This window comes from Gilvimarinus japonicus, from assembly GCF_042847215.1.
GTDB classification, from domain to species: domain Bacteria; phylum Pseudomonadota; class Gammaproteobacteria; order Pseudomonadales; family Cellvibrionaceae; genus Gilvimarinus; species Gilvimarinus japonicus.
The window spans coordinates 3,574,462-3,594,946 of the sequence record NZ_AP031500.1 but is presented as its reverse complement, the minus strand read 5'-3'; the positions used below and the strand labels follow the sequence as shown (position 1 = coordinate 3,594,946).

The window sequence follows — 20,485 nt, the reverse complement described above, 5'->3', positions numbered from 1 at the left end:
GTGTCATTTCTTTATCATTAGCAAAAAAGAGATGACCTATGACCAACCCCACTTTCGACATGGACGCCGCCATCAAGGCACTGCGTGAGGGCAAAGACCTCAGCGGTAAAGACGGTATCCTCACCCCCTGATCAAACAGCTCACAGAAGCCGCTGTAATCCCCCCAATAATCCACAGCGGTTATGAGTAGAAAATTCCATTAAAATAGGATCAAGGAGTTTTCTATGAGAAAGTCACGTTACAGCGATAGCCAGATACTGGCGATTTTGAAGCAGAATGAGAGCGGAGTGTCCGTTCCGGATTTATGCCGTGAGCACGGCATGAGCTCAGCCCAGTTCTACAAGTGGCGGTCTAAGTTCGGCGGTATGGACGCGTCGATGATGAAGCGCCTCAAGGAGCTAGAGGATGAGAACCGTCGACTCAAGAAGATGTATGCCGAGGAGCGTCTCAAGGCCGAGCTACGACAGGAGGCCCTTGAGGGAAAGCTGTAAAGCCATCTCAACGCAAAGAGATGGCGCAACGCGCGGTCGAGAGGCACGGTATCAGTATACGGCTTGCCTGTGCCACCTATAGCATCAGTGAGAGCTGTTACCGCTATCAGCCAAAGCTAGACGGTGAGAATGCGTTAATAGCGGACTGGTTGTTGCGTTTAACGGAGACCCACAAGCGGTGGGGCTTTGGGCTGTGTTTTCTGTACCTTCGCAATGTGAAGGGTTATGGCTGGAGTCACAAACGCGTGTATCGCATCTATCGTGATCTGGAGCTTAATTTACGCATTAAGTCTAGGCGCAGAATTAAGCGTGACAAGCCTGATGCGCTGAGTACTCCTACCGCCATCAACCACGTGTGGTCCATGGATTTTATGTCCGACAGCCTAAGCGACGGCAGGAGTTTGCGAACCTTCAATGTAATTGACGATTATAATCGTGAGTGCCTGACGATTGATGTTGACCTATCCATGCCGTCGCTTCGCGTGATTCGGGCGCTGGAGCAAGTGATGGAGTGGCGAGGAAAGCCCGCTGCTTTGCGCTGTGATAATGGGCCAGAGTATATTTCTGGGGCTTTGGTTAACTGGGCTAATCAACATCAGATTACACTGCTTTATATTCAGCCAGGCAAACCGACTCAGAATGCTTATGTTGAACGTTTTAACCGTACGGCCCGACACGAATGGCTCGATCTGCATGACTTTGACAGCGTTGAACACGCACAAGAGCTTGCGACTCGGTGGCAATGGCAGTACAACAATGAACGGCCGAATACCTCAATCGGAGGTGTTCCGCCACCGTGGCTACTACAGGCCGCATAACCCTCTACTTTTAACGGCGGTTTAAAATGGGAGGATTACAATTGGTTTCAGGCCTTACATTTCACACGCCGCCACTACCGGGGAGACTAGAACGTCGACCTTAGTAAAGCTCTATCGGCCGTGATTGGATGCCATTAACCTTATCGATAGGTCAGGCTTTTTAGGACTTTTTTGTCAGACAGGCAAGCTATTCGTTCGTCTAGATATACCGCTTATAAAACAGTACGGCTACTCTGTCGCTCAGCTACCTTGCTAGCACTAAGACAAGAGTGTGATACTAACGCTCAACGTCCAAGCCTCTTATACGTTTGATGCCCTATGTCTGAACCCGAGCAAGCACTTGCCGCTATTATCGATAGTTGCCAGCCCAATACGATCGTCGCGCTGGGCGACACGGCGCAGCAGCTGGCGCAGCGGTGGTCTGAGCATCACGAATGTGAGGTTACCCGCGTGAGCGCCGACGATACCGACTTGGGGCAGTCGCTTTCTGAGGTTCAGGATCTCGGTTTAGTCTCCGACACGCTGGAGCATGTGAGTTTTCAGCAAGGGCAGATACTCATCGGCCAGTTGCGCAATTACGGCACTCGCCAGATCGCGGTGCTGGTGAGGGATCAAAGTGGCTGGGGGTTGAATGACTTTATCGGTCTGGGTTTTAAAAGAGAGGCGCGGCTAGAGGCAGATGAGGACGGTGAAGCCTTGATGCTCTACACCTACAATATCAGCAGCTATAACCACCAACGCCCATGGAATAACCCCAGATTTTGGGCCAATCCGCATATGTGGGGCAAAGCGTGGTGGTGAGGGAAATCGCTGGTAGGCCTTGCGATGCAGTCCGCTCAAATAGAGCGGGCGAGAGAAGGTAAGTGACGAGAGACGGTAAGTGGAAGGTTACGCTTCAGTATGTCGGATGGCGCCGAGCCATAACAACGCAATGTCTAAAAAACTCACCATCAGCTGCCTCAAAAACTTGTTAACCCAGCCTGCTCTTCAAGGTTGACAGATCCCCCCCAAAGATTACTATACCCCTTAACCAAGATTAGCCGCTGTCGGCCGTTGAGCAGGCAGCAGCACTTAAGATTCAAAACGACTTAAAACGTTACCCGGACGCCTTTATGAACGCCTCTATTACCCCTGCTCCTGTACGTCACGACTGGACTCGCGCCGAGATTATGGCGTTGTTTGCCCAGCCGTTTAACGATTTGTTGTTTCAGGCGCAGACGGTGCACCGCGCCCACTTTAACCCTAATGAGGTGCAGGTAAGCACCTTGTGCTCGATTAAAACCGGCGCCTGCCCGGAAGATTGCGCCTACTGCCCGCAAAGTGCCCGCTACGATACCGGGCTTGAGCGCGAGCGCCTGATGGCGGTAGAGAAGGTGGTGGAAGAGGCTCGTGCGGCCAAGGCGTCGGGTGCGACGCGCTTTTGTATGGGGGCCGCGTGGCGCTCGCCCAAGGGCAAAGACATGCCTTACGTAACCAAAATGGTACAAGAGGTTAAATCCCTCGGTTTAGAAACCTGTATGACGCTGGGCATGCTGGATGAGAAACAAGCGGGCGACTTGGCCGCCGCCGGGCTGGATTACTACAACCACAACCTGGATACCTCGCCCGAGTACTACGGCGAAATTATCACCACGCGCACTTACCAAGACCGTTTAGAAACGCTGGATAACGTGCGTGCCGCGGGCATGAAGGTTTGCTGTGGCGGTATTGTGGGTATGGGTGAAGAGGCGGACGACCGCGCCGGTTTGCTGCAGCAGTTGGCCAATATGCCCGAGCACCCCGAGTCGGTGCCCATTAATATGCTGGTTAAAGTGGCCGGCACGCCGCTAGAGACCGAGGCCGATCTGGACCCGCTGGAGTTTGTTCGCACCATCGCGGTGGCGCGTATTTTAATGCCGCACTCCCATGTACGCCTGTCGGCAGGCCGCGAAGAAATGAGCGATGAGATGCAGGCCATGGCCTTTTTTGCCGGCGCCAACTCGATTTTTTACGGCGAGAAACTGCTGACGACCGCCAACCCCGAATCAAACAAAGACATGCAGCTGTTTAAGCGGTTGGGCATTAAGCCCGAGTCGCGCGAAGTGCATGAAGACGACTCTGAAGCCGAGGCCTCTATCGCCGCCTCGCTGGAAGCGGCACACAACGACAAATTCTTTTACGACGCTGCCCAATAAAGCCACTACCCCAGCCCATGAACCCCTTTGATCAACACCTGCAGGCGGTGCTCGCTGAGCGCCGTTTACAGCATCGCTATCGCCAGCGGCGCGAGGTTAGCTCGGCCCAGGGGCCGGTGCTGACGGTCGACGGCCGCGAGCTGGTTGGCTTTTGCAGCAACGACTACTTAGGCCTGGCCGCCCACCCGGAGATGGTTGACGCCATGAACGCCGCTGCCCGCGAGCTGGGTGTGGGCAGTGGTGCGTCGCATTTGGTGTGTGGCCACTCGCGCGAGCACCACGAGCTTGAGCACGAGCTGGCCGAGTACACCGGGCGCGAGCGGGCGCTGTTGTTCTCTACCGGGTATATGGCCAACCTTGGCGCTATTACCGCACTGGTGGGCAAGGGCGATGCGATTTGGCAAGACCGCCTTAACCATGCCTCAATGCTGGACGCTGGCGCTCTCTCGGGCGCGCGCTTTGGCCGCTTTTTGCATAACGACCCGCAAAGCCTGCACAGTAAAATGGCGGGTTTTACGGGTAACCGCCAATTGGTGGCGGTGGATGGTGTGTTTAGCATGGACGGCGACTTGGCGCCTTTGCCCGAGTTGGCCGCCACGGTAAACGACCATAACGGTTGGTTGATGGTGGATGACGCCCACGGCTTTGGCTGCTTGGGCGCCACCGGCGCCGGCAGTTGCGAGCATTTTGGTTTAAACCAGACCGATGTGCCGGTCATGATGGGCACCCTGGGTAAAGCCATTGGCAGCTTTGGGGCATTTATTGCCGGCTCCGAGCGTTTGATTGAGTCGTTAATTCAATTGTCCCGCAGTTATATCTATACCACCGCCATGCCCCCCGCAGTGGCCGCTGCAACACGGGTAGGGCTGCGCTTGGCGCAAACCGACTCCTGGCGCCGCGAGCATTTAGATGAGCTGATCGCACACTTCAGAAAAGGCGCCAGCGAGCTGGGTTACCAGCTGATGGGCTCGCCCACCCCTATTCAGCCCATTGTGATTGGCGCCGATGCCGACGCCGTGGCTTTATCCGAGGCGTTGCGCCAGCGCGGCTTTTGGGTGAGCGCTATACGCCCGCCCACGGTACCCGAGGGCAGCGCCCGGTTGCGGGTGACCTTAACCGCTGGCCACAGTGTGGCGCAGGTAGATGGGTTGCTAGCCGCCTTAAAGGATGTGCAACCGTAACATGCCCCTTCATATTCAATGTTTGCCATCGGCCGCGAATCACCCGGAGCCTATCGTATTACTGCACGGTTGGGGCTTTGATTCGCGCGCTATGACGCCGTTAGCTGAGGCGTTAACCACCGTAGCCGAGGTGTGGTTAGTGGATGTGCCGGGCTTTGGTGAGTCTGACGCACCTCGCGAGTGGCGGGGGGCGCACGTGCTAGAGCAGCTTGCCGAGGCGCTGCCTGAGCGCTGTCAGTTGGTGGGCTGGTCGTTGGGTGGGATGTTAGCCACGCAGTTTGCGCAATACTATCCCGCGCGGGTGAGTCGTTTAGTCACCCTTGCGAGTAACGCCTGCTTTGTGGCTCAACCCGAGTGGCCGCAAGCCATGGCTCCGGCGGTTAACACGCAATTTAACGCCGCCTTTAGCGATCAGCCTGCCGCCGCCGCGCGACGCTTTGCCGGGCTGGTGGCGAGCGGTAGCCCCGCCGAGCGCGAGCGTTTAAAGCAGTTGCGTCAGTGGTTGCCCGCTCAAGATGTTATAGCGGCTAGCAAAAACAATTGGTCTGCCGCGCTCGACTATTTAGCGACAAGTGACAATCGCGCCGCGTTGCAGCAATTACAGATTCCCGTATTGCATTTACTGGCCGAACACGACGCCCTGGTGCCGGCGGCCGTTGCTCCGCCGCTGGCAACACTTAACCCGGCTCATCAAGTCAGCGTGATCGCAAGCGCCAGCCACGGCATGCATCTAGATCAGCCGCAGGCGGTTACACAGGCAATTTGCGATTTTTTTAAGGCGGGCAATGCGCCGCTTAACCGCCTCGATAAGCAACAAGTCGCCCGCTCGTTTAGCCGCGCCGCCGCTACCTATGAGTCGGCCGCCCGCTTGCAGCGCGCGGTTGGTGAGCAACTGTTGAGTGCGATTAACCAGCCCGCAGCGCGGGTACTTGATCTGGGCTCTGGCACCGGATTGTTTGGCGCCGGGTTGCGCCGTGCCACAAGCGCGGATCATCACTGGGCGCTGGATTTGGCCGAGGGCATGCTGCGCTATAGCCGCGAGCACCACCCGGAGCCGACCGCCTGGCTGTGCGCCGATGCCGAGGCGCTGCCGCTGGCGGCCGAGAGTGTCGATTTGGTGTTCTCAAGCTTGGCTATTCAGTGGTGCGAAAACTTACCGGCACTATTTGCCGAGCTGTGCCGGGCGCTAGCACCCGGTGGCCAGCTGTATATTGCTACGTTGGGCCCTGGCACTCTGGCCGAGTTACAAAGCGCTTGGCGGGCGGTCGATGCGTACGTGCATGTCAATAATTTTGTGCCGGCCGCGCACTTGGTACAGACGGCGCGGGCGGCAGGCTTAAGCGAGGTGTGCCAAAGCGTGTACACCGAAACCCTGTTTAGCGCTAATGTGCGCGAGCTAACCCGCGAGCTAAAAGGCTTAGGTGCACACAATGTGAACCGTGGCCGGCCCCAAGGGCTTACCGGCCGCCGGCAACTGCAATTGTTGGAGGCCGCCTACGAGCAATTCCGGGAGCCCCGTGGGCTGCCCGCTAGTTATGAGGTGGTGTATCTAACCGCACGCAAGCCGGAGCTGAGTTCATGAAGCACTTTTTTGTCACAGGCACCGACACGGATGTGGGCAAAACCCAAATCGCCAGTGCGCTGTTGTACAAAGCGCGGCAGACGGGTTTAACGACGGCGGCGGTAAAGCCTGTGGCTGCTGGTTGCGAGCACGATGGTGAGCGCTTACTTAACGATGATGCCTTGCAGTTGCAGGCGCAGTGCTATCCGCCGCTGGAGTATCAAGTGGTTAATCCGGTCGCGTTTGCGGCGCCTATTGCCCCGCACATTGCTGCGGCCGAGCAGTGCGCCGAGTTGAGTGTGACGCAGCTGGCGCCACAGTGTGAGCAGGTGTTGGCGGCGGGCGCTGAGTTTGCATTGATCGAGGGTGCTGGGGGGTGGCGCGTGCCGCTGAATGATACCGAGACCTTGGCCGATTTAGCGGTTGCGTTGTCGCTGCCAGTTATTGTCGTGGTGGGGGTGCGCCTCGGTTGTATTAATCATGCGCTGTTAACGCTTGAGGCTGTTGAGCGTGATGGTCTTGCGGTGGCCGGCTGGGTGGCAAACGTTATCGACCCGGATACCAGCCGTCTAGAGGCTAATATTGCGGCATTAAAACAGCGGATAACCGCGCCTTGCTTGGGGGTGGTGCCCTATTTGTCGGCGCCTAAACCAGCGACGCTAGCCCCGTATTTAACGCTTGATTCGCTTATTTGATCCGTTGGATGAGTTATTTGGCTATAACGCGGCGCTTTTTAGCCCTAACTAATCTTACATATGGCGCAATTGGCGATGTTGCTGGCTGTTTTTTGTGCGGTTTTGGCGCTAAAATAACAGTAAGCATTAATTTTTCGCTCGTCCATTAATCGGAGTGCCCTCGTGGATATCGGATCGGTTGTTAATCAAAGTTTAATTGGCATGCAGAACTCCCGCGCCGAGATGACACAATCGGCGCAACAAATTGCGCAGGCCACGACCTCGACCAGCCCTGCCGTGACCGGCAGCCAATCGGCTGATTTAACGACGCCGTTGGTGAATTTACAGGTGCAGCAGCAAGTGTTTGATAGCTCAGCCCGTGTGCTTGAGGTGGCTGACCAAACCATTGGCGCGCTGCTGGATGTAAAGGCGTAAGCCCAGATGCTAAATACGCTGCCGTCAAACTTTGCCAGTGCCGTTACGCCCTACACCCCACTGGGGCGGGCGCCGGTAAGCGAAGAAAACGTCGAGCAAAAGGCGTCTAGCTTTAAGCCGCTAGAAGAGGGCGCCGAGGCGGCGCGCAATCAAAATCGCCGCTCTCCTGAAGATCAGCCCAATGAAACACAAGAGCAAGAGCGCACCCGCGCCGATGCCCAGGCTAAGGCGGCCGAGGCGCAACAGCTAAAAGAGCGCCAAGAAGAGGTGACTGAGCTGGCTAAGCGCGATCGCGAGGTGCGTGCCCACGAGCGCGCCCATGCTGCCGCCGGCGGCCAGTTTGCCGGTGCCCCTACCTACGAGACAACCCGTGGTCCCGATGGCGTAAGCTACGCAGTGGCGGGTGAGGTAAATATCGATACCAGCAAGGTGGCGGGCGATCCGCAGGCTACGCTAGCCAAAGCGTTGCAAGTTCATGCGGCCGCGACGGCTCCGGCCGAACCGTCGGCGCAGGATCGCCAAGTGGCGGCCGAGGCCTCTCGCATGGCCGCCGATGCGCGGGCCGAGCTGGCGCAATTAGTGCGCGAGGACTTAGCGCAGGACACTGAGTCGGTCAAAGAACGGGCGCAAAATCAAAAGGACGATAAACCGGTGCCAGTCGATGGTGCCGAGAATAGCGCTGGCGTTGCTGCAGGGTTACAGCCGGCCAGTAGCAGCTCGCTGCTTTATAGCTTGACGTCTCAGTCGGCTGGGCCATACACGCCGGTAGATCTTCGCGCGTAAATACTCCCCTTTGGCATTTATTGTTTTGACGCGGTTGGCTCGACTGCGGCGGCTTGCTATTCTCGGTGCAAATCTACAGTGAGAGAGGTTTAATCATGCCGAGTAAATTATCGCCCGAAGATCAGGCGCGCGTCGACCGGGTTATAAATAGCGGCATTCACCGTACTGAGCGCAAACCGTTTCGGATCAAAACGTTATTTTTTGGATTGATTTTGTTGCTGACGGGGATGAGCCTGTTGAGTTACGCCATTGCGTGGTATCACGGGGTGGTATAGCCATAGCCGTGCGGCGCTTGTTGTGGTGCTTTGGTTTAGTTTCGCGCCGAGTGGCGCCTAAAAATCGTTTAGCTGTGTAAGCTCATATTAAGGGTCGTGCACAAGATTGCCTGCACCCTAGCGTTACAGGCAATCTTAACGCGCTTATTACTTGACGGTAATGGTAATTTTGTCTGACATGACGGGTGTTTTGTGTGGGCGATGCAGGTAATCGCCCAGCAGTAGTTGCAGTGTGTGCTCACCCGGTGCTAGCTCTAGGGTGGTCTCGGTTTGCCCGCCACCAAAATGCTTGTGGTGCGCATCGGCGGCAATGGGTTTGCTTAGATCGGGGGCTTCGTCTAAGTCAATCAGTAGGTGGTGGTGGCCGGTGTTGTCGCGCTCGACACCCGCGGGTGCTACGCCCATACCACTGAGGCCAAACTTTACCGTTACCGGACTCGAGACGACGGCGCCATCGCTGGGCTCAATAAAGTAGACGCTGGGCTCGGCGGCCAGCACAGCGCTGCTGAGTAACGCGCTGGCGAGGGACAAGCCAATGAGTTGGGGCTTTAGTTTTGCGATTAGCATAGGTTTACCTCTGTCATAATGTTGTGAAATGCCCCTCCGGTGGAGGGTGTGTTTTTGAACATGACTACTGCTGAGTGTGACGTGCCTTTGTTGTGGCTCGTCGGAGGCTTCGGTTGCGGCATATGCTGACACATATTGGTGTCATTTGTTGTGGAGTTGATTATAGGCCGACAAGCTTGCTCTGTCATATTGGGCGTCATGCGGTTAGCTTATAGCCAGATTGCCGGCTAAGTGAGCTAACTACCGGTATTTTAAAAGTATTTTGGAATCGGGCTTGACCGATGCCTAAGTGCTCCCTATAATGCGCCACCTCGGTTCAGGGAATACCCGGAAGCGAGTTGATGATGCGGGGTGGAGCAGCCTGGTAGCTCGTCGGGCTCATAACCCGAAGGTCGTTGGTTCGAATCCAGCCCCCGCTACCAAATTACAGTTTGGCGTTGTTTTGAAAGGGGTGTTTATCCCGTAAAAATATCGTTAAACTTGACTAGACGCTTAATTAAGCAATAGTCGGCACGTTACGTTTTTGCGTGCAGGCAGCTTGCCGGGGCTGCTGGAAATACAGATCGTTAGTGTTGTTTGTACATTGTTATAAGCAGGCATGTAATGATCATTGCGCTGAGTTTGCGCAATCCTAAAAGCCCCTGTCTGGGGCTTTTTTGTACCTAAAAATCAGTGGCGTGCCACTGCCACTTTTATCGGTGGTGTAGATGTCAAGGTGGGCCTAGGGCCCATTTTTTGTTTCTGGGCTGGGGCGTCCCCCGCGCTGAAAATTGACTGCTCTGCGCCTCCCGACTTGCGGGCGACTTGCGGGGTTGACCCGCTGCCATTTTAGCGCCGCACTGTGGTGGCGCTACATGTTCATTTAAATCGTTTTGTGTAATCAGTGTTGTCGGGGGCAGTTATGGCGTCGAAAGAAGAGCAGTTGTTAGCGATGTTTGCGCCCGTGGTTACCGCGCTGGAGTGCGAACTTTGGGGCGTCGAGTATATGACCAGTGGCCCCGGTAAAGTGTTGCGCGTTTACATCGATAAAGAAGGCGGTGTTGCGTTAGAAGACTGTGAAAAAGTCAGTCGTCAGATTAGTAGTTTGATGGATGTTGAAGACCCTATTGCCGGCGAGTACAACTTAGAGGTGTCGTCTCCGGGGATGGATCGTCCGCTTTATACGCTAGAGCAATTTCAGCGTTATATCGGCGAAGTAATTGCGGTTCGTTTGCGTGTGCCTTTTGATGGGCGACGTAAATTTAAAGGAAAAATGATCGGCATCGAAGATGGTGATGTCGTCGTGGTAGTGGATAATGAAGAGTATCTGCTGCCGGTAGACTCGATTGAAAAAGCGAATATTGTCCCCCAGTTCTAATCAGACGATTTGATTAGCCCAGGAGTTGAACGAGGCAAACTCATGAACAAAGAAATTTTGCTGGTCGCCGACGCGGTATCCAACGAGAAAGGCGTAGAAAAGGACGTAATTTTTGAGGCGATTGAAAGCGCTTTGGCCATGGCCACCAAAAAGCGTTTTGATGAAGACTCGACCATTGAGGTGACTATCGATCGCGCCACTGGGGACTACGACACCTACCGTAGCTGGGAAGTGGTTGCCGACGATGTACTGGCCGAGCTGGGCACCCAGTTAACCACGCAAGAAGCGGCCGAGGCAGATCCCAACTTGCAGATCGGTGATATTCATCGCGAAAAAATTGAAAACGTCGAGTTTGGTCGTATTGCCGCGCAAACCGCCAAGCAAGTTATTGTGCAAAAAGTTCGCGAAGCCGAGCGCGCGCAAATGGTTGATGAGTATCTCGATCGCGTGGGTGAGCTGGTAAGCGGTACGGTTAAAAAAGTGACGCGCGATAGCATTATTGTCGATTTGGGCAATAATGCCGAGGCGTTGCTGCCGCGCGATCAGCTGGTGGGCCGCGAGATTTTCCGCATGGGCGATCGAGTGCGTGCACTGTTGCAAGATGTTCGCTCGGAAGCGCGCGGGCCGCAATTGTTTTTAAGCCGCTCGTGCTCAGAGATGCTGGTCGAGCTGTTTAAGATCGAAGTGCCAGAAATTTCGGAAGGTATTATCGAAATGAAAGGCGCCGCCCGCGATCCAGGCTTGCGAGCCAAAATTGCCGTTAATACCAACGATGGCCGTATCGACCCCGTTGGTGCTTGTGTCGGTATGCGCGGTTCGCGAGTGCAGGCCGTCTCTAACGAGCTGGGCAATGAGCGAGTTGATATTGTCTTGTGGGACGATAACCCAGCGCAGTTTGTCATTAACGCCATGTCGCCGGCCGAGATCGAGTCTATTGTGGTTGACGAAGACAGCAACTCGATGGACTTAGCCGTGGCAGAAGAGAATCTTGCTATGGCCATTGGTCGCGGCGGGCAAAATGTGCGTTTGGCTTGCGAGCTGACTCAGTGGAAGATCAATGTGATGAGCATTGCCGACTGGGAAGAAAAACAGCAGGCCGAGACCGGCGGTTACATTCAGGTGTTTATGAATGCGCTGGATGTGGATGAAGACGTCGCTGAGGTGTTGGTTGAAGAAGGCTTTACCACCATCGAAGAAGTCGCTTACGTACCGCTGGAGGAAATTGCCTCCATTGAAGGTTTTGACGAAGACGTGGCCGAAGAGCTGCGGGCGCGCGCTAAAGACGCGCTGCTGACTCAAGCGCTGGCATCGGAGGAGCAGCTCGAAGGTGCAGCGCCGGCCGATGACCTGTTGAATATGGAAGGTATGGATAAAGAGTTGGCTGTAATATTGGCCAGTCGTGGCATCGTCACCATGGAAGATCTCGCCGAGCAGGCGATGGATGATCTTTTGGGGATTGACGGCTTGGATGAAGAGCGCGCTGCGGCATTGATTATGAAAGCCCGAGAGCCCTGGTTTGCCTAAGCGCCAGTAGCAATGATTGGTGTTGTGGGCAACATACGAAACTGAGGATATGAAATGGCAGAAGTAAAAGTTAGCGAACTCGCCAAATCAGTGGGTACTCCCGTTGAGCGACTGCTGAAGCAAATGCAGGAAGCCGGGCTGACGCATACCGCTGAGGATGCATTGGTCTCTGATGAAGAAAAACAGCAGTTGCTGGCCTATTTAAAGACCAGCCACGGCGATTCGGCGTCAGAAGAGCCGAGCAAAATTACTCTCAAGCGTAAAACCACCACAACCCTCAAAACGGGTAGTGGCAGTGGACGTAAGACGGTAAATGTTGAAGTGCGCAAAAAACGCACCTACGTCAAGCGCAAGCCTGCCGACTTGTTGGAAGACGAGCCGGCCGAAGAGGCAGTAGTCGATACGCCGGTAGAAACGCCTGAGGCGGTTGCGGCGCCAGAGCCTGTTGTCGAAGCGCCTGAGCCTGAAGTTGTGCCGGAACCTGAGCCGGAGCCTGCTCCAGAGCCCGAGCCTGTGGTCGAGCCAACGCCGCCGCAACGCAGCTCGTTTGTGGATGATATTGAAGAGAAGCGTCAGGCTGCACAAGAGCGCCGCAAGGCGGAAGAGGCCGCGCGCGAAGCGCAGTTGCGACAAATTGAAGATGCGAAAGCGGCCGAAAAAGCCGCCGCTGAAGCGGCACCGGCCAAGCCTAAGCCCGCCGCTAAGCCTGCGGCACCGGCAGCGCCTGAAGCGCCTGGTGCGGGCAAGCCAGATACTAAACACGGCCGCAAAAAAGAGCGCCGGGGTACCAGTTTTGATGACGACGATAACCCGCGCGCAAAGCGTGCGGGCAAAGCCGGCAAGAAAGGCATGGGTCCGAAGAAATCATCTAAAGCCGATTTGTATGAAATGGCTAACGATGATGTCGATCAGGCGTTTATGGCACGGCGTAAAGCCGCACGTGCGGCGCACAAAGCGTCTAATCAACACGGCTTTAAGAGGCCCACGCAAAAAATGACGCACGAGGTGGAAGTACCCGAAACGATTATTGTGTCTGAGCTTGCTCAGCGCATGAACGTTAAAGCCGGTGATGTGATTAAGCAGCTGATGAAGCTGGGCGTTATGGCCACTATTAATCAACCGCTGGATCAAGAAACCGCCCAGCTTGTGGTCGAAGAGATGGGCCATAGCGCTAAGCTTGTGAGCGAGAACGACATCGAGATCCACCTCGAAGAAAACATTAAGGTGGAAGGTGAAGAGCACCCGCGTGCACCAGTCGTCACCGTTATGGGACACGTCGATCACGGTAAAACGTCGCTGCTCGATTATATTCGTAAAGCGAAAGTCGCCTCCGGCGAAGCCGGTGGTATTACTCAGCATATTGGTGCTTACCGGGTTAAAACCAGCCAGGGTGAAATTGCCTTTTTGGATACCCCCGGTCACGCCGCGTTTACCGCTATGCGTGCTCGCGGTGCCCAGTGTACAGATGTGGTGATTTTGGTGGTGGCCGCCGATGACGGCGTTATGCCACAGACCGAAGAAGCCATCAACCACGCCAAAGCGGCCGGTGTGCCAATGGTTGTTGCGATTAACAAATGCGACAAAGAAAGCGCCGATCCGGATCGCGTTAAAAACGAGCTGGTTGCCAAGGGTGTTGTTCCGGAAGATTGGGGTGGCGATACGCAGTTTGTTCAGGTGTCGGCACACTCGGGTGCCGGGATTGATGAATTGCTGGAAGCGATTTCATTGCAAGCTGAATTGCTAGAGCTTAAAGCCGTTGTCGATGCGCCAGCGCGCGGCGTGGTAGTTGAGTCGCGGGTCGATAAAGGCCGCGGCGTGGTTGCCACCTTGTTGGTACAGCAAGGTACCTTGAAGCACGGTGACTTAGTGTTAGCCGGCCAAAGCTATGGCCGCGTCCGCGCCGCCACTAACGAGCTAGGTCAGCAAGTGAAAGAAATCGGCCCATCATCGCCGGTAGAGATTCTTGGTCTTGATGCCGCGCCTAGCGCCGGTGACGACTTTGTGGTGCTGAGTGATGAGCGCAAAGCACGCGAAATGGCCGAGTATCGCACTGAGAAAGAGCGTGCCGATCGCATGCAGCGCCAACAGGCAGCCAAGCTTGAAAACATGTTTGCCGGCATGGACGGCGGCGAGAAGAAAGTCTTGCCGGTGGTTGTTAAGGCTGATGTGCGCGGCTCGCTGGAGGCGATTATTGCCTCGCTAGGCGATATTGGTAACGAAGAGGTTGAAGTGCAAGTGGTGTCATCGGGTGTCGGTGGTATTACCGATAGCGATATTAACCTTGCCTTGACCGCTAACGCCATTGTTTTGGGCTTTAACGTTCGCGCCGGCAGCGGCACTCGTCGTATGGCCGAGCAAGAGAGCGTTGAGATTCGCTACTACAGCATTATTTACCAATTGCTGGATGAAGTGAAAAGCGCGCTGTCCGGTATGCTTGATCCTGAGCGTGTCGAAGAAATCATTGGTATTGCCGATGTACGTGAAGTGTTTAGTTCGCCTAAGTTTGGCCAGGTGGCCGGCTGTATGGTGACGGAAGGCACTGTGCACCGTAACAAGCCTATTCGTGTTCTGCGCGATAACGTGGTTATTTTTGAAGGCGAACTCGAGTCTTTGCGCCGCTTTAAAGACGACGTTAACGATGTGCGCAACGGCATGGAGTGTGGCATCGGTGTGAAAAACTACGATGTTAAAGTCGGCGATCAAATCGAAGTCTTTGAAGTTAAAGAGGTGGCTCGCGAGCTGTAATAGCCGCGATACCGCTTCGCCCGGCACTGCGAAGTGCCCTTCAGGGTGTCTCTATTTATAGAGGCGCCCTTTATTCTTTTATGGCGGCTCATCTGTCGCACTCATTGAGCAGGTATACCCATGCCTAGAGAATTTACCCGTTCCGACCGCGTTGGTGATGCGATTCAGCGTTACTTGGCGAATATGATTCAGCAAGAAGTTCGCGATCCCCGTGTGGGGATGGTCAATATCAACGATGTCAAAGTCACTCGTGATATGGCCTACGCTAAAGTCTATGTGACTTTGGTAGGTGCCGATGAAGACGAGAGCCGGACCAGCGTTAGCGTGCTTAACAAGGCGTCGGGCTTTTTGCGCACTATGTTGGCTAAAGAGCTCAACATGCGCACGGTGCCCAAGCTGCAGTTTTATTATGATCACACCTCGGTGCGTGGCCAAGAGTTGTCCTCGCTGATTGACCGTGCGGTGGCCGCCGATAAAGCCAAGTCAGACGACGAGAGCGAATAATGGCGCGTCGACGTAAAGGCCGGGCCGTTGATGGCGTATTGTTGTTGGATAAGCCTTTAGGCGTAAGCTCCAACCATGCCCTGCAGCGCGCCAAGCGCTTGTTTTTTGCCGCTAAAGCCGGCCATACCGGTAGCTTAGATCCGCTGGCGACTGGGGTGTTGCCGGTGTGTTTTGGCGAGGCCACCAAATTTAGCCAGTTTTTGCTGGATGCCGATAAGCGCTACCGTTCGACCTTTGTGCTGGGCGAAAAAACCGCCACGGGAGACGCCGAGGGCGAAGTGCTAGAAACCCTCAGCGCCGCGCATGTTACTGAGGCCGAGGTGCTTAAGGCTATACAGGCGCTGAATGGCGAGATTGATCAGGTCCCGCCGATGTATTCGGCCCTGAAGCAAAACGGTCAACCGCTGTATAAGTTGGCGCGCCAAGGCATCGAGGTCGAGCGCAAGGCTCGGCAAGTGACTATTTACGAGTTTGAGCTACTGGCGTTTCGGCCTGGCGAGCGCGCTGAGATCGATGTGGACGTTAAGTGCAGCAAAGGTACTTATATTCGCTCGCTGGCCGAGGATATAGGCGAGGCTCTCGAGTGCGGTGGCCACGTTAGCGCCTTGCGCCGCACGGCTACAGGGCCGTTTGATGAGTCTCAGTGCGTTACCGTCGATGAGCTGAATGCCGAGCGCGGAGACGGTTTGTCCGAGCTGCTGGATCACCACTTGCTCCCCACTGACACGCCCGTTGCAGCCCTGGCGGCGCTGACCTTGCCCGAGTCTAGCGCCTATTATTTCCGTTTGGGAAACCCGGTAATGGATGCTCAGGTCTACCGCACGGGCGAAGAAGGTGATATGGTGCGTGTCTTTTGTGAAAGTGGCCAATTTTTAGGCGTTGCCACCATTGATGAGGGCCGTGTCGCCCCTAAACGTTTAGTCGCAAACCCCGCTAGCGCAAGCTGAGCGGTTGATTGTGCAGGCGTAATATAAGCGCTTTCGAATTTACCGATTTGTCGGTAAATCCCTTGTCTACGGACTGGGGCTACTATCTGCCCAGCAGATAGCCTTGCTAGTAAGCGATCTTGCTAGTGATAACCTTGGCCTACCTGTAAATATGCACGGGTATGGCTGTAAATCACGCATATTGAATGAGGATATGATTATGGCACTAAGTGCTGCTGATAAAGCTGAAATTGTAAAAGAGTATCAACAAGCTGAAGGTGATACTGGTTCTCCTGAAGTACAAGTTGCACTGTTGACCCACAACATCAACAAGCTGCAAGGTCACTTCGCCGGCCACAAACAAGATCACCACTCCCGTCGCGGTTTGATCCGCATGGTAAACCAGCGTCGTAAGCTGCTGGACTACCTTAAGGGTAAAGATACCAGCCGTTACGCTGCACTGATTCAAAAACTGGGTCTGCGTCGCTAATTGCACTGTGCCCGCTTATGCGGGCACTTTTTTGTTGTACACCATATTTGACCGACAAGCTGCGTAGAGCAAGCAAACGCAAAAAAGGATAGAAGAGTGAATCCGATTATTAAGAAATTCCAGTATGGTGATCAAACCGTAACTCTGGAAACCGGACGCATCGCGCGTCAGGCTACCGGTGCGGTTATGGTGACTATGGGCGAAACCGCAGTATTGGTTACTGTGGTTGGCGCCAAAGAGGCCAAGCCAGATCAGCCGTTTTTCCCGCTGTCTGTGCACTACATTGAAAAAGCGTACGCTGCCGGCAAAATCCCCGGTGGCTTCTTTAAGCGCGAAGGTCGCCCGACCGAAAAAGAAACCCTGACCTCACGCTTAATTGACCGCCCCATTCGTCCGCTGTTTCCGAACGGCTTTATGAACGAAGTGCAGGTGGTTTGTACCGTTATGTCTACCTGCAAAACCACCGACCCAGATATTGCGGCAATGATTGGTACTTCTGCGGCACTGGCGGTATCGGGTATTCCGTTTAGCGGCCCAATTGGTGCGGCGCGCGTTGGTTACACCACCGACGGCGGTTACCTGTTAAACCCTAACTATGAAGCGCAAAGCACTTCTGAGTTAGACATGGTTGTAGCCGGTACAAAAGATGCGGTATTGATGGTTGAGTCAGAGGCTAACGAACTGCCTGAAGACATTATGCTGGGTGCGGTACTGTATGCTCACCAAGAGATGCAAGCAGTTGTTCAGGCTTGTGCTGAGCTCGCCCGCGACGCTGGCAAGCCAACCTGGGAGTGGGCGCCTGCGCCAGAGAAGACTGATTTAGTGGCTGCGCTTGAGCGCGATTTTGCTGAATCTATCGGCGTTGCCTACCGCATTACCGATAAAGCTAAACGCTATGATCGTTTGGGCGAGCTGCGCAATCAGGCGGTTGCCGAGCTGGCTAAAGAAGGCTCTGAGTACAGCGAAGACGACGTTAAAAAAGTCTTTGCCAAAGTCGAGAAATCCATTGTTCGCAGCCGCATTGTGGCCGGCGAGCCTCGTATTGATGGCCGCGACGCTAAAACCGTTCGTGCGATCGACGTTGAAGTCGGTGTGCTGGGTAAAGCTCATGGCTCGGCGCTGTTTACCCGTGGTGAAACGCAGGCTATTGTTGTTGCTACCTTGGGCAACGCTCGCGATGCACAGATCATCGATGCCCTGGAAGGCGAGCGTAAAGACCCCTTCATGCTGCACTACAACTTCCCTCCTTACTCCGTGGGCGAAGCCGGCCGTATGGGTGGCACTGGTCGTCGTGAAATCGGTCACGGCCGCTTGGCGCGTCGTGGTATTGCCGCCGTTTTACCTGAACTGGAGTCTTTCCCTTACACCTTGCGTGTTGTGAGCGAGATTACCGAGTCTAACGGTTCTAGCTCGATGGCCTCTGTATGTGGCTCGTCATTGGCACTAATGGATGCCGGTGTACCGCTTAAGGCGCCTGTTGCTGGTATCGCCATGGGCCTGGTTAAAGACGACGAGAAATTCGCTGTTTTGACCGATATTTTGGGCGATGAAGATCACCTGGGCGACATGGATTTTAAAGTGGCCGGTACCTCTAGCGGTATCACGGCGCTGCAAATGGATATCAAGATTGAAGGTATCACTGAGCAGATCATGGAGATTGCATTGGAGCAGGCCCTGCAGGCTCGTTTGCACATCCTCGATGAGATGAACAAAGTGCTTTCTGTATCGCGCGATACCGTGAGCGACAATGCGCCACGCTTTGAAACCATCAAAGTTAATCCAGATAAAATTCGTGACATCATCGGTAAAGGCGGCGCTACTATTCGCTCGATTACCGAAGAGACCGGTGCCTCTGTGGACATCGACGACGATGGTACTGTTAAGATCTACGCCGTTGACGGCGCAGCGCTGCAAGCGGCCGTTGATAAGATCGAAGGTATTACCGCCGAAGCCGAGATTGGCGCCACCTACGAAGGTACCGTGGTTCGCATCGTCGACTTTGGTGCGTTTGTTAACTTCTTACCCGGTAAAGATGGCCTTGTGCACATCTCGCAAATCGCCGAAGAGCGTGTTAACGCTGTAAGCGATTACTTGAAAGAAGGCCAAGTGGTGAAGGTGAAGTGTCTGGACGTGGATCAGCGTGGTCGTATCAAGCTGTCTATTAAAGAAGCCATCGCCGATCAAAAAGCAGAGCAAGGCGGCGACGCTGAGCCTGTGGCGCAAGAAGAGCCAAAAACAGAGTCGTAATTGTTTTTGTCGCTTAGCGTGAAAAGCCGCCTTCGGGCGGCTTTTTTATGCCTCTATATAAATCGTCGTCTATGTTTGGCACTAATGAGCTGGAGTCGGACAATAACAGGGAGTACCTACGTGGTGAAGGGTATTGCAGAAAGGTTTGACAACGTTGTCTTTAGCGGATATTGTCTCTTTAGTGAGACAAATAAGTCACTATACTAAAAGGCGAGATACACGCCCGTAGATAAGTTTTAACAATAACGATGTTTCCCCACTGGCGGTGATGCCCTGGGGCACTGGAACGTACAGGTACCTTTATGAGTAACGAAACCGTCGCTGCGACTCCTGCGTCACCCCAATCTAGTCATAGCGTATTGATTCCCATGGCTATTGTGGCAGGCCTATTTTTCATATTTGGCTTTGTCACTTGGCTAAATGGCGCATTAATTCCATTTTTACAAACAATCTGTGATTTGACGGCTTTTCAAGCGATGCTAGTCGCCTCAGCTTTTTATGCCGCCTACACCGTCATGGCGATGCCTATGGCGTATATTATCGAACGTACTGGCTACAAAAACGGTATGGCGATTGGTTTGTTTATCGTCGCCGTCGGCGCACTGGTTTTTATCCCTGCGGCTTATGGTCGTCATTTTAGCGTCTTCCTACTGGCGCAGTTTGTCGTCGGTACGGGCCTTACAATTTTGCAAACTGCGTCTAACCCTTATGTTGTAAAACTTGGTCCTCCTGAGTCTGCTGCGGTACGTATCTGTGTGATGGGCCTGCTTAATAAAGGCGCAGGTGTGGTCGCTCCTATCGTTTTCTCGGCGCTGGTGTTGTCTGGTATTAGCGGCGTGTCTGACGTGGAGCTGGCGGCACTGTCTGAGAGCGCACGCGATGCAAAGCTGCATGAGTTGGCAGCTCAGTTGGTTTCTCCCTACGTAGGTATGGCCATTGTTCTGGCGGTGTTAGGTGTCGCGATGCTGTTTGCTCCCATCCCTGACATTGAAGACGAGGTCCTAGAGGGGCAGGAAGAGGGTGATATTCGCTTGTCGGGCGTGTTTCAGTTCCCGCATCTAGTGTTGGGGGCTTTGGCACTGTTTTTTTATGTCGGTGTAGAAGTAATTGCTGGCGATGCCATCGGCTTATTGGGAAAGCAAGCCGGTCTTAGTAGTTCGGTCAGTTCAATGCTCACCTCTTACACTATGATCTTTATGGTAATTGGTTATTTAGCTGGAGTGGTGGCTATTCCTCGCTATATCAGCCAGCAAACTGCGTTGATGTGCTCCGCTATCTTGGGCATTATTTTTACTGTTTGCGTGATGACGGGATCGCTGCAAAGCACTGTTATGTCCGCCGCAACGCTTAGCCTATTTGGTATGCCTGAGATTCCCAACGCCGTTTACTTTGTGGCGCTGCTCGGTTTTGCCAATGCTATGTGCTGGCCCGCCATTTGGCCTCTGTCATTGCAGGGGCTCGGTAAGTACACCAGTAAGGGCGCAGCGCTGTTAATTATGGGTATTGCCGGTGGCGCTGTGCTGCCACCCATCTACGGTCACTTTGCCGATACGGGTGACGGCCAGCTGGCTTATGTGGTTTCTATTCCCGCTTATTTGTATATCTTGTTTTACGCGGTTAAAGGTCACAAGCTTACCCGCTGGAAATAGTTTGGTCGCCCGTTAAGATTACTTTTTGCCCGGCTTATGCCGGGCTTTTTTGTTTGCGCCTTTATAGTATCCGCCAGTGATGGT

The 20,485-nt window shown here is 54.4% G+C and carries 18 protein-coding genes, 1 tRNA gene and 1 pseudogene; 19 read left to right on the top strand and 1 reads right to left on the bottom strand.

Going from position 1 to position 20,485, the window contains the following annotated elements; all coding sequences use genetic code 11:
- Positions 1–38 precede the first annotated feature (38 nt).
- The 10 genes and pseudogenes from ACGHAD_RS15210 to ACGHAD_RS15165 form a co-directional block, all read left to right on the top strand.
- Positions 39–157, top strand: a pseudogene (locus ACGHAD_RS15210) (IS256 family transposase); the annotation flags it as partial.
- Between the two features lie 67 nt (positions 158–224).
- Positions 225–1,309 (top strand): IS3 family transposase gene (locus ACGHAD_RS15205; RefSeq protein ID WP_382417682.1). Its coding sequence is split into 2 segments (ribosomal slippage): positions 225–486 and positions 486–1,309, totalling 1,086 coding nucleotides; the frame shifts between segments, so codons are not numbered across the junction.
- A 318-nt stretch (positions 1,310–1,627) separates the two neighbouring features.
- A complete protein-coding gene (locus ACGHAD_RS15200) occupies positions 1,628–2,110 on the top strand; it encodes a DUF6231 family protein (RefSeq protein ID WP_382417684.1) in 483 nt (160 codons plus the stop codon).
- Between the two features lie 311 nt (positions 2,111–2,421).
- Positions 2,422–3,483 carry a biotin synthase BioB gene (gene bioB, locus ACGHAD_RS15195; RefSeq protein ID WP_339615606.1) on the top strand — a complete coding sequence of 354 codons (1,062 nt, stop codon included), beginning with the start codon at positions 2,422–2,424 and terminating at the stop codon, positions 3,481–3,483.
- A 17-nt stretch (positions 3,484–3,500) separates the two neighbouring features.
- Positions 3,501–4,664 (top strand): 8-amino-7-oxononanoate synthase, encoded by a 1,164-nt coding sequence (gene bioF, locus ACGHAD_RS15190; RefSeq protein ID WP_382417686.1) that lies wholly within the window; start codon positions 3,501–3,503, stop codon positions 4,662–4,664.
- Position 4,665: 1 nt separating this feature from the next.
- A complete protein-coding gene (gene bioC / locus ACGHAD_RS15185; protein ID WP_382417688.1) occupies positions 4,666–6,246 on the top strand; it encodes a malonyl-ACP O-methyltransferase BioC in 1,581 nt (526 codons plus the stop codon).
- Positions 6,243–6,920 carry a dethiobiotin synthase gene (bioD, locus tag ACGHAD_RS15180; RefSeq protein WP_382417690.1) on the top strand — a complete coding sequence of 226 codons (678 nt, stop codon included), beginning with the start codon at positions 6,243–6,245 and terminating at the stop codon, positions 6,918–6,920. Before bioC ends, bioD begins: the two co-directional genes overlap by 4 nt.
- Positions 6,921–7,082: 162 nt before the next feature.
- On the top strand, positions 7,083–7,334 hold the full coding sequence (locus ACGHAD_RS15175; protein ID WP_339615610.1) for a hypothetical protein: 252 nt from the start codon (positions 7,083–7,085) through the stop codon (positions 7,332–7,334).
- 6 nt (positions 7,335–7,340) lie between these two features.
- Positions 7,341–8,117 carry a putative metalloprotease CJM1_0395 family protein gene (locus ACGHAD_RS15170; protein WP_339615611.1) on the top strand — a complete coding sequence of 259 codons (777 nt, stop codon included), beginning with the start codon at positions 7,341–7,343 and terminating at the stop codon, positions 8,115–8,117.
- 95 nt (positions 8,118–8,212) lie between these two features.
- Positions 8,213–8,392, top strand: coding sequence for a DUF3094 family protein (locus tag ACGHAD_RS15165; protein ID WP_339615612.1), 180 nt, complete (start codon positions 8,213–8,215; stop codon positions 8,390–8,392).
- Positions 8,393–8,539: 147 nt separating this feature from the next.
- Here ACGHAD_RS15165 and ACGHAD_RS15160 read toward each other — a convergent pair whose 3' ends face one another.
- Positions 8,540–8,959: a DUF4399 domain-containing protein gene (locus ACGHAD_RS15160; RefSeq protein ID WP_382417693.1), complete on the bottom strand. Its 420-nt coding sequence runs from the start codon at positions 8,957–8,959 to the stop codon at positions 8,540–8,542.
- Positions 8,960–9,304: 345 nt separating this feature from the next.
- Here ACGHAD_RS15160 and ACGHAD_RS15155 point away from each other — a divergent pair.
- The 9 genes from ACGHAD_RS15155 (at position 9,305) to ACGHAD_RS15115 (ending at position 20,401) form a co-directional block, all read left to right on the top strand.
- Positions 9,305–9,381 (top strand) — tRNA-Met (locus tag ACGHAD_RS15155).
- A gap of 479 nt (positions 9,382–9,860) precedes the next feature.
- Entirely contained in the window at positions 9,861–10,316 is a 456-nt protein-coding gene (rimP, locus tag ACGHAD_RS15150; RefSeq protein ID WP_339615614.1) for a ribosome maturation factor RimP, read from the top strand.
- Between the two features lie 42 nt (positions 10,317–10,358).
- Entirely contained in the window at positions 10,359–11,840 is a 1,482-nt protein-coding gene (nusA, locus tag ACGHAD_RS15145) for a transcription termination factor NusA (RefSeq protein ID WP_339615615.1), read from the top strand.
- A 54-nt stretch (positions 11,841–11,894) separates the two neighbouring features.
- Positions 11,895–14,585, top strand: coding sequence for a translation initiation factor IF-2 (gene infB, locus ACGHAD_RS15140; protein WP_382417696.1), 2,691 nt, complete (start codon positions 11,895–11,897; stop codon positions 14,583–14,585).
- A gap of 120 nt (positions 14,586–14,705) precedes the next feature.
- Positions 14,706–15,089, top strand: a complete 384-nt coding sequence (rbfA, locus tag ACGHAD_RS15135; protein WP_339615617.1) for a 30S ribosome-binding factor RbfA — start codon at positions 14,706–14,708, stop codon at positions 15,087–15,089.
- Complete coding sequence (truB, locus tag ACGHAD_RS15130; protein WP_382417699.1) at positions 15,089–16,036, top strand: tRNA pseudouridine(55) synthase TruB; 948 nt, start codon at positions 15,089–15,091, stop codon at positions 16,034–16,036. Before rbfA ends, truB begins: the two co-directional genes overlap by 1 nt.
- Before the next feature lie 199 nt (positions 16,037–16,235).
- Positions 16,236–16,505 carry a 30S ribosomal protein S15 gene (rpsO, locus tag ACGHAD_RS15125; RefSeq protein ID WP_339615619.1) on the top strand — a complete coding sequence of 90 codons (270 nt, stop codon included), beginning with the start codon at positions 16,236–16,238 and terminating at the stop codon, positions 16,503–16,505.
- Between the two features lie 96 nt (positions 16,506–16,601).
- Positions 16,602–18,752, top strand: a complete 2,151-nt coding sequence (gene pnp / locus ACGHAD_RS15120) for a polyribonucleotide nucleotidyltransferase (protein ID WP_382417701.1) — start codon at positions 16,602–16,604, stop codon at positions 18,750–18,752.
- A gap of 302 nt (positions 18,753–19,054) precedes the next feature.
- Entirely contained in the window at positions 19,055–20,401 is a 1,347-nt protein-coding gene (locus ACGHAD_RS15115; RefSeq protein ID WP_339615621.1) for a sugar MFS transporter, read from the top strand.
- Positions 20,402–20,485 lie beyond the last annotated feature (84 nt).

Bases quoted from the DNA above. Each gene is read 5' to 3' on its own strand.
- bioD (WP_382417690.1), top strand. From the start codon at position 6,243: ATGAAGCACTTTTTTGTCACAGGCACCGACACGGATGTGGGCAAAACC.
- infB (WP_382417696.1), top strand. From the start codon at position 11,895: ATGGCAGAAGTAAAAGTTAGCGAACTCGCCAAATCAGTGGGTACTCCC.
- ACGHAD_RS15165 (WP_339615612.1), top strand. From the start codon at position 8,213: ATGCCGAGTAAATTATCGCCCGAAGATCAGGCGCGCGTCGACCGGGTT.
- rpsO (WP_339615619.1), top strand. From the start codon at position 16,236: ATGGCACTAAGTGCTGCTGATAAAGCTGAAATTGTAAAAGAGTATCAA.
- bioC (WP_382417688.1), top strand. From the start codon at position 4,666: ATGCCCCTTCATATTCAATGTTTGCCATCGGCCGCGAATCACCCGGAG.
- ACGHAD_RS15115 (WP_339615621.1), top strand. From the start codon at position 19,055: ATGAGTAACGAAACCGTCGCTGCGACTCCTGCGTCACCCCAATCTAGT.
- rbfA (WP_339615617.1), top strand. From the start codon at position 14,706: ATGCCTAGAGAATTTACCCGTTCCGACCGCGTTGGTGATGCGATTCAG.
- rimP (WP_339615614.1), top strand. From the start codon at position 9,861: ATGGCGTCGAAAGAAGAGCAGTTGTTAGCGATGTTTGCGCCCGTGGTT.
- truB (WP_382417699.1), top strand. From the start codon at position 15,089: ATGGCGCGTCGACGTAAAGGCCGGGCCGTTGATGGCGTATTGTTGTTG.
- bioF (WP_382417686.1), top strand. From the start codon at position 3,501: ATGAACCCCTTTGATCAACACCTGCAGGCGGTGCTCGCTGAGCGCCGT.
- ACGHAD_RS15200 (WP_382417684.1), top strand. From the start codon at position 1,628: ATGTCTGAACCCGAGCAAGCACTTGCCGCTATTATCGATAGTTGCCAG.
- ACGHAD_RS15160 (WP_382417693.1), bottom strand. From the start codon at position 8,959: ATGCTAATCGCAAAACTAAAGCCCCAACTCATTGGCTTGTCCCTCGCC.
- nusA (WP_339615615.1), top strand. From the start codon at position 10,359: ATGAACAAAGAAATTTTGCTGGTCGCCGACGCGGTATCCAACGAGAAA.
- bioB (WP_339615606.1), top strand. From the start codon at position 2,422: ATGAACGCCTCTATTACCCCTGCTCCTGTACGTCACGACTGGACTCGC.
- ACGHAD_RS15170 (WP_339615611.1), top strand. From the start codon at position 7,341: ATGCTAAATACGCTGCCGTCAAACTTTGCCAGTGCCGTTACGCCCTAC.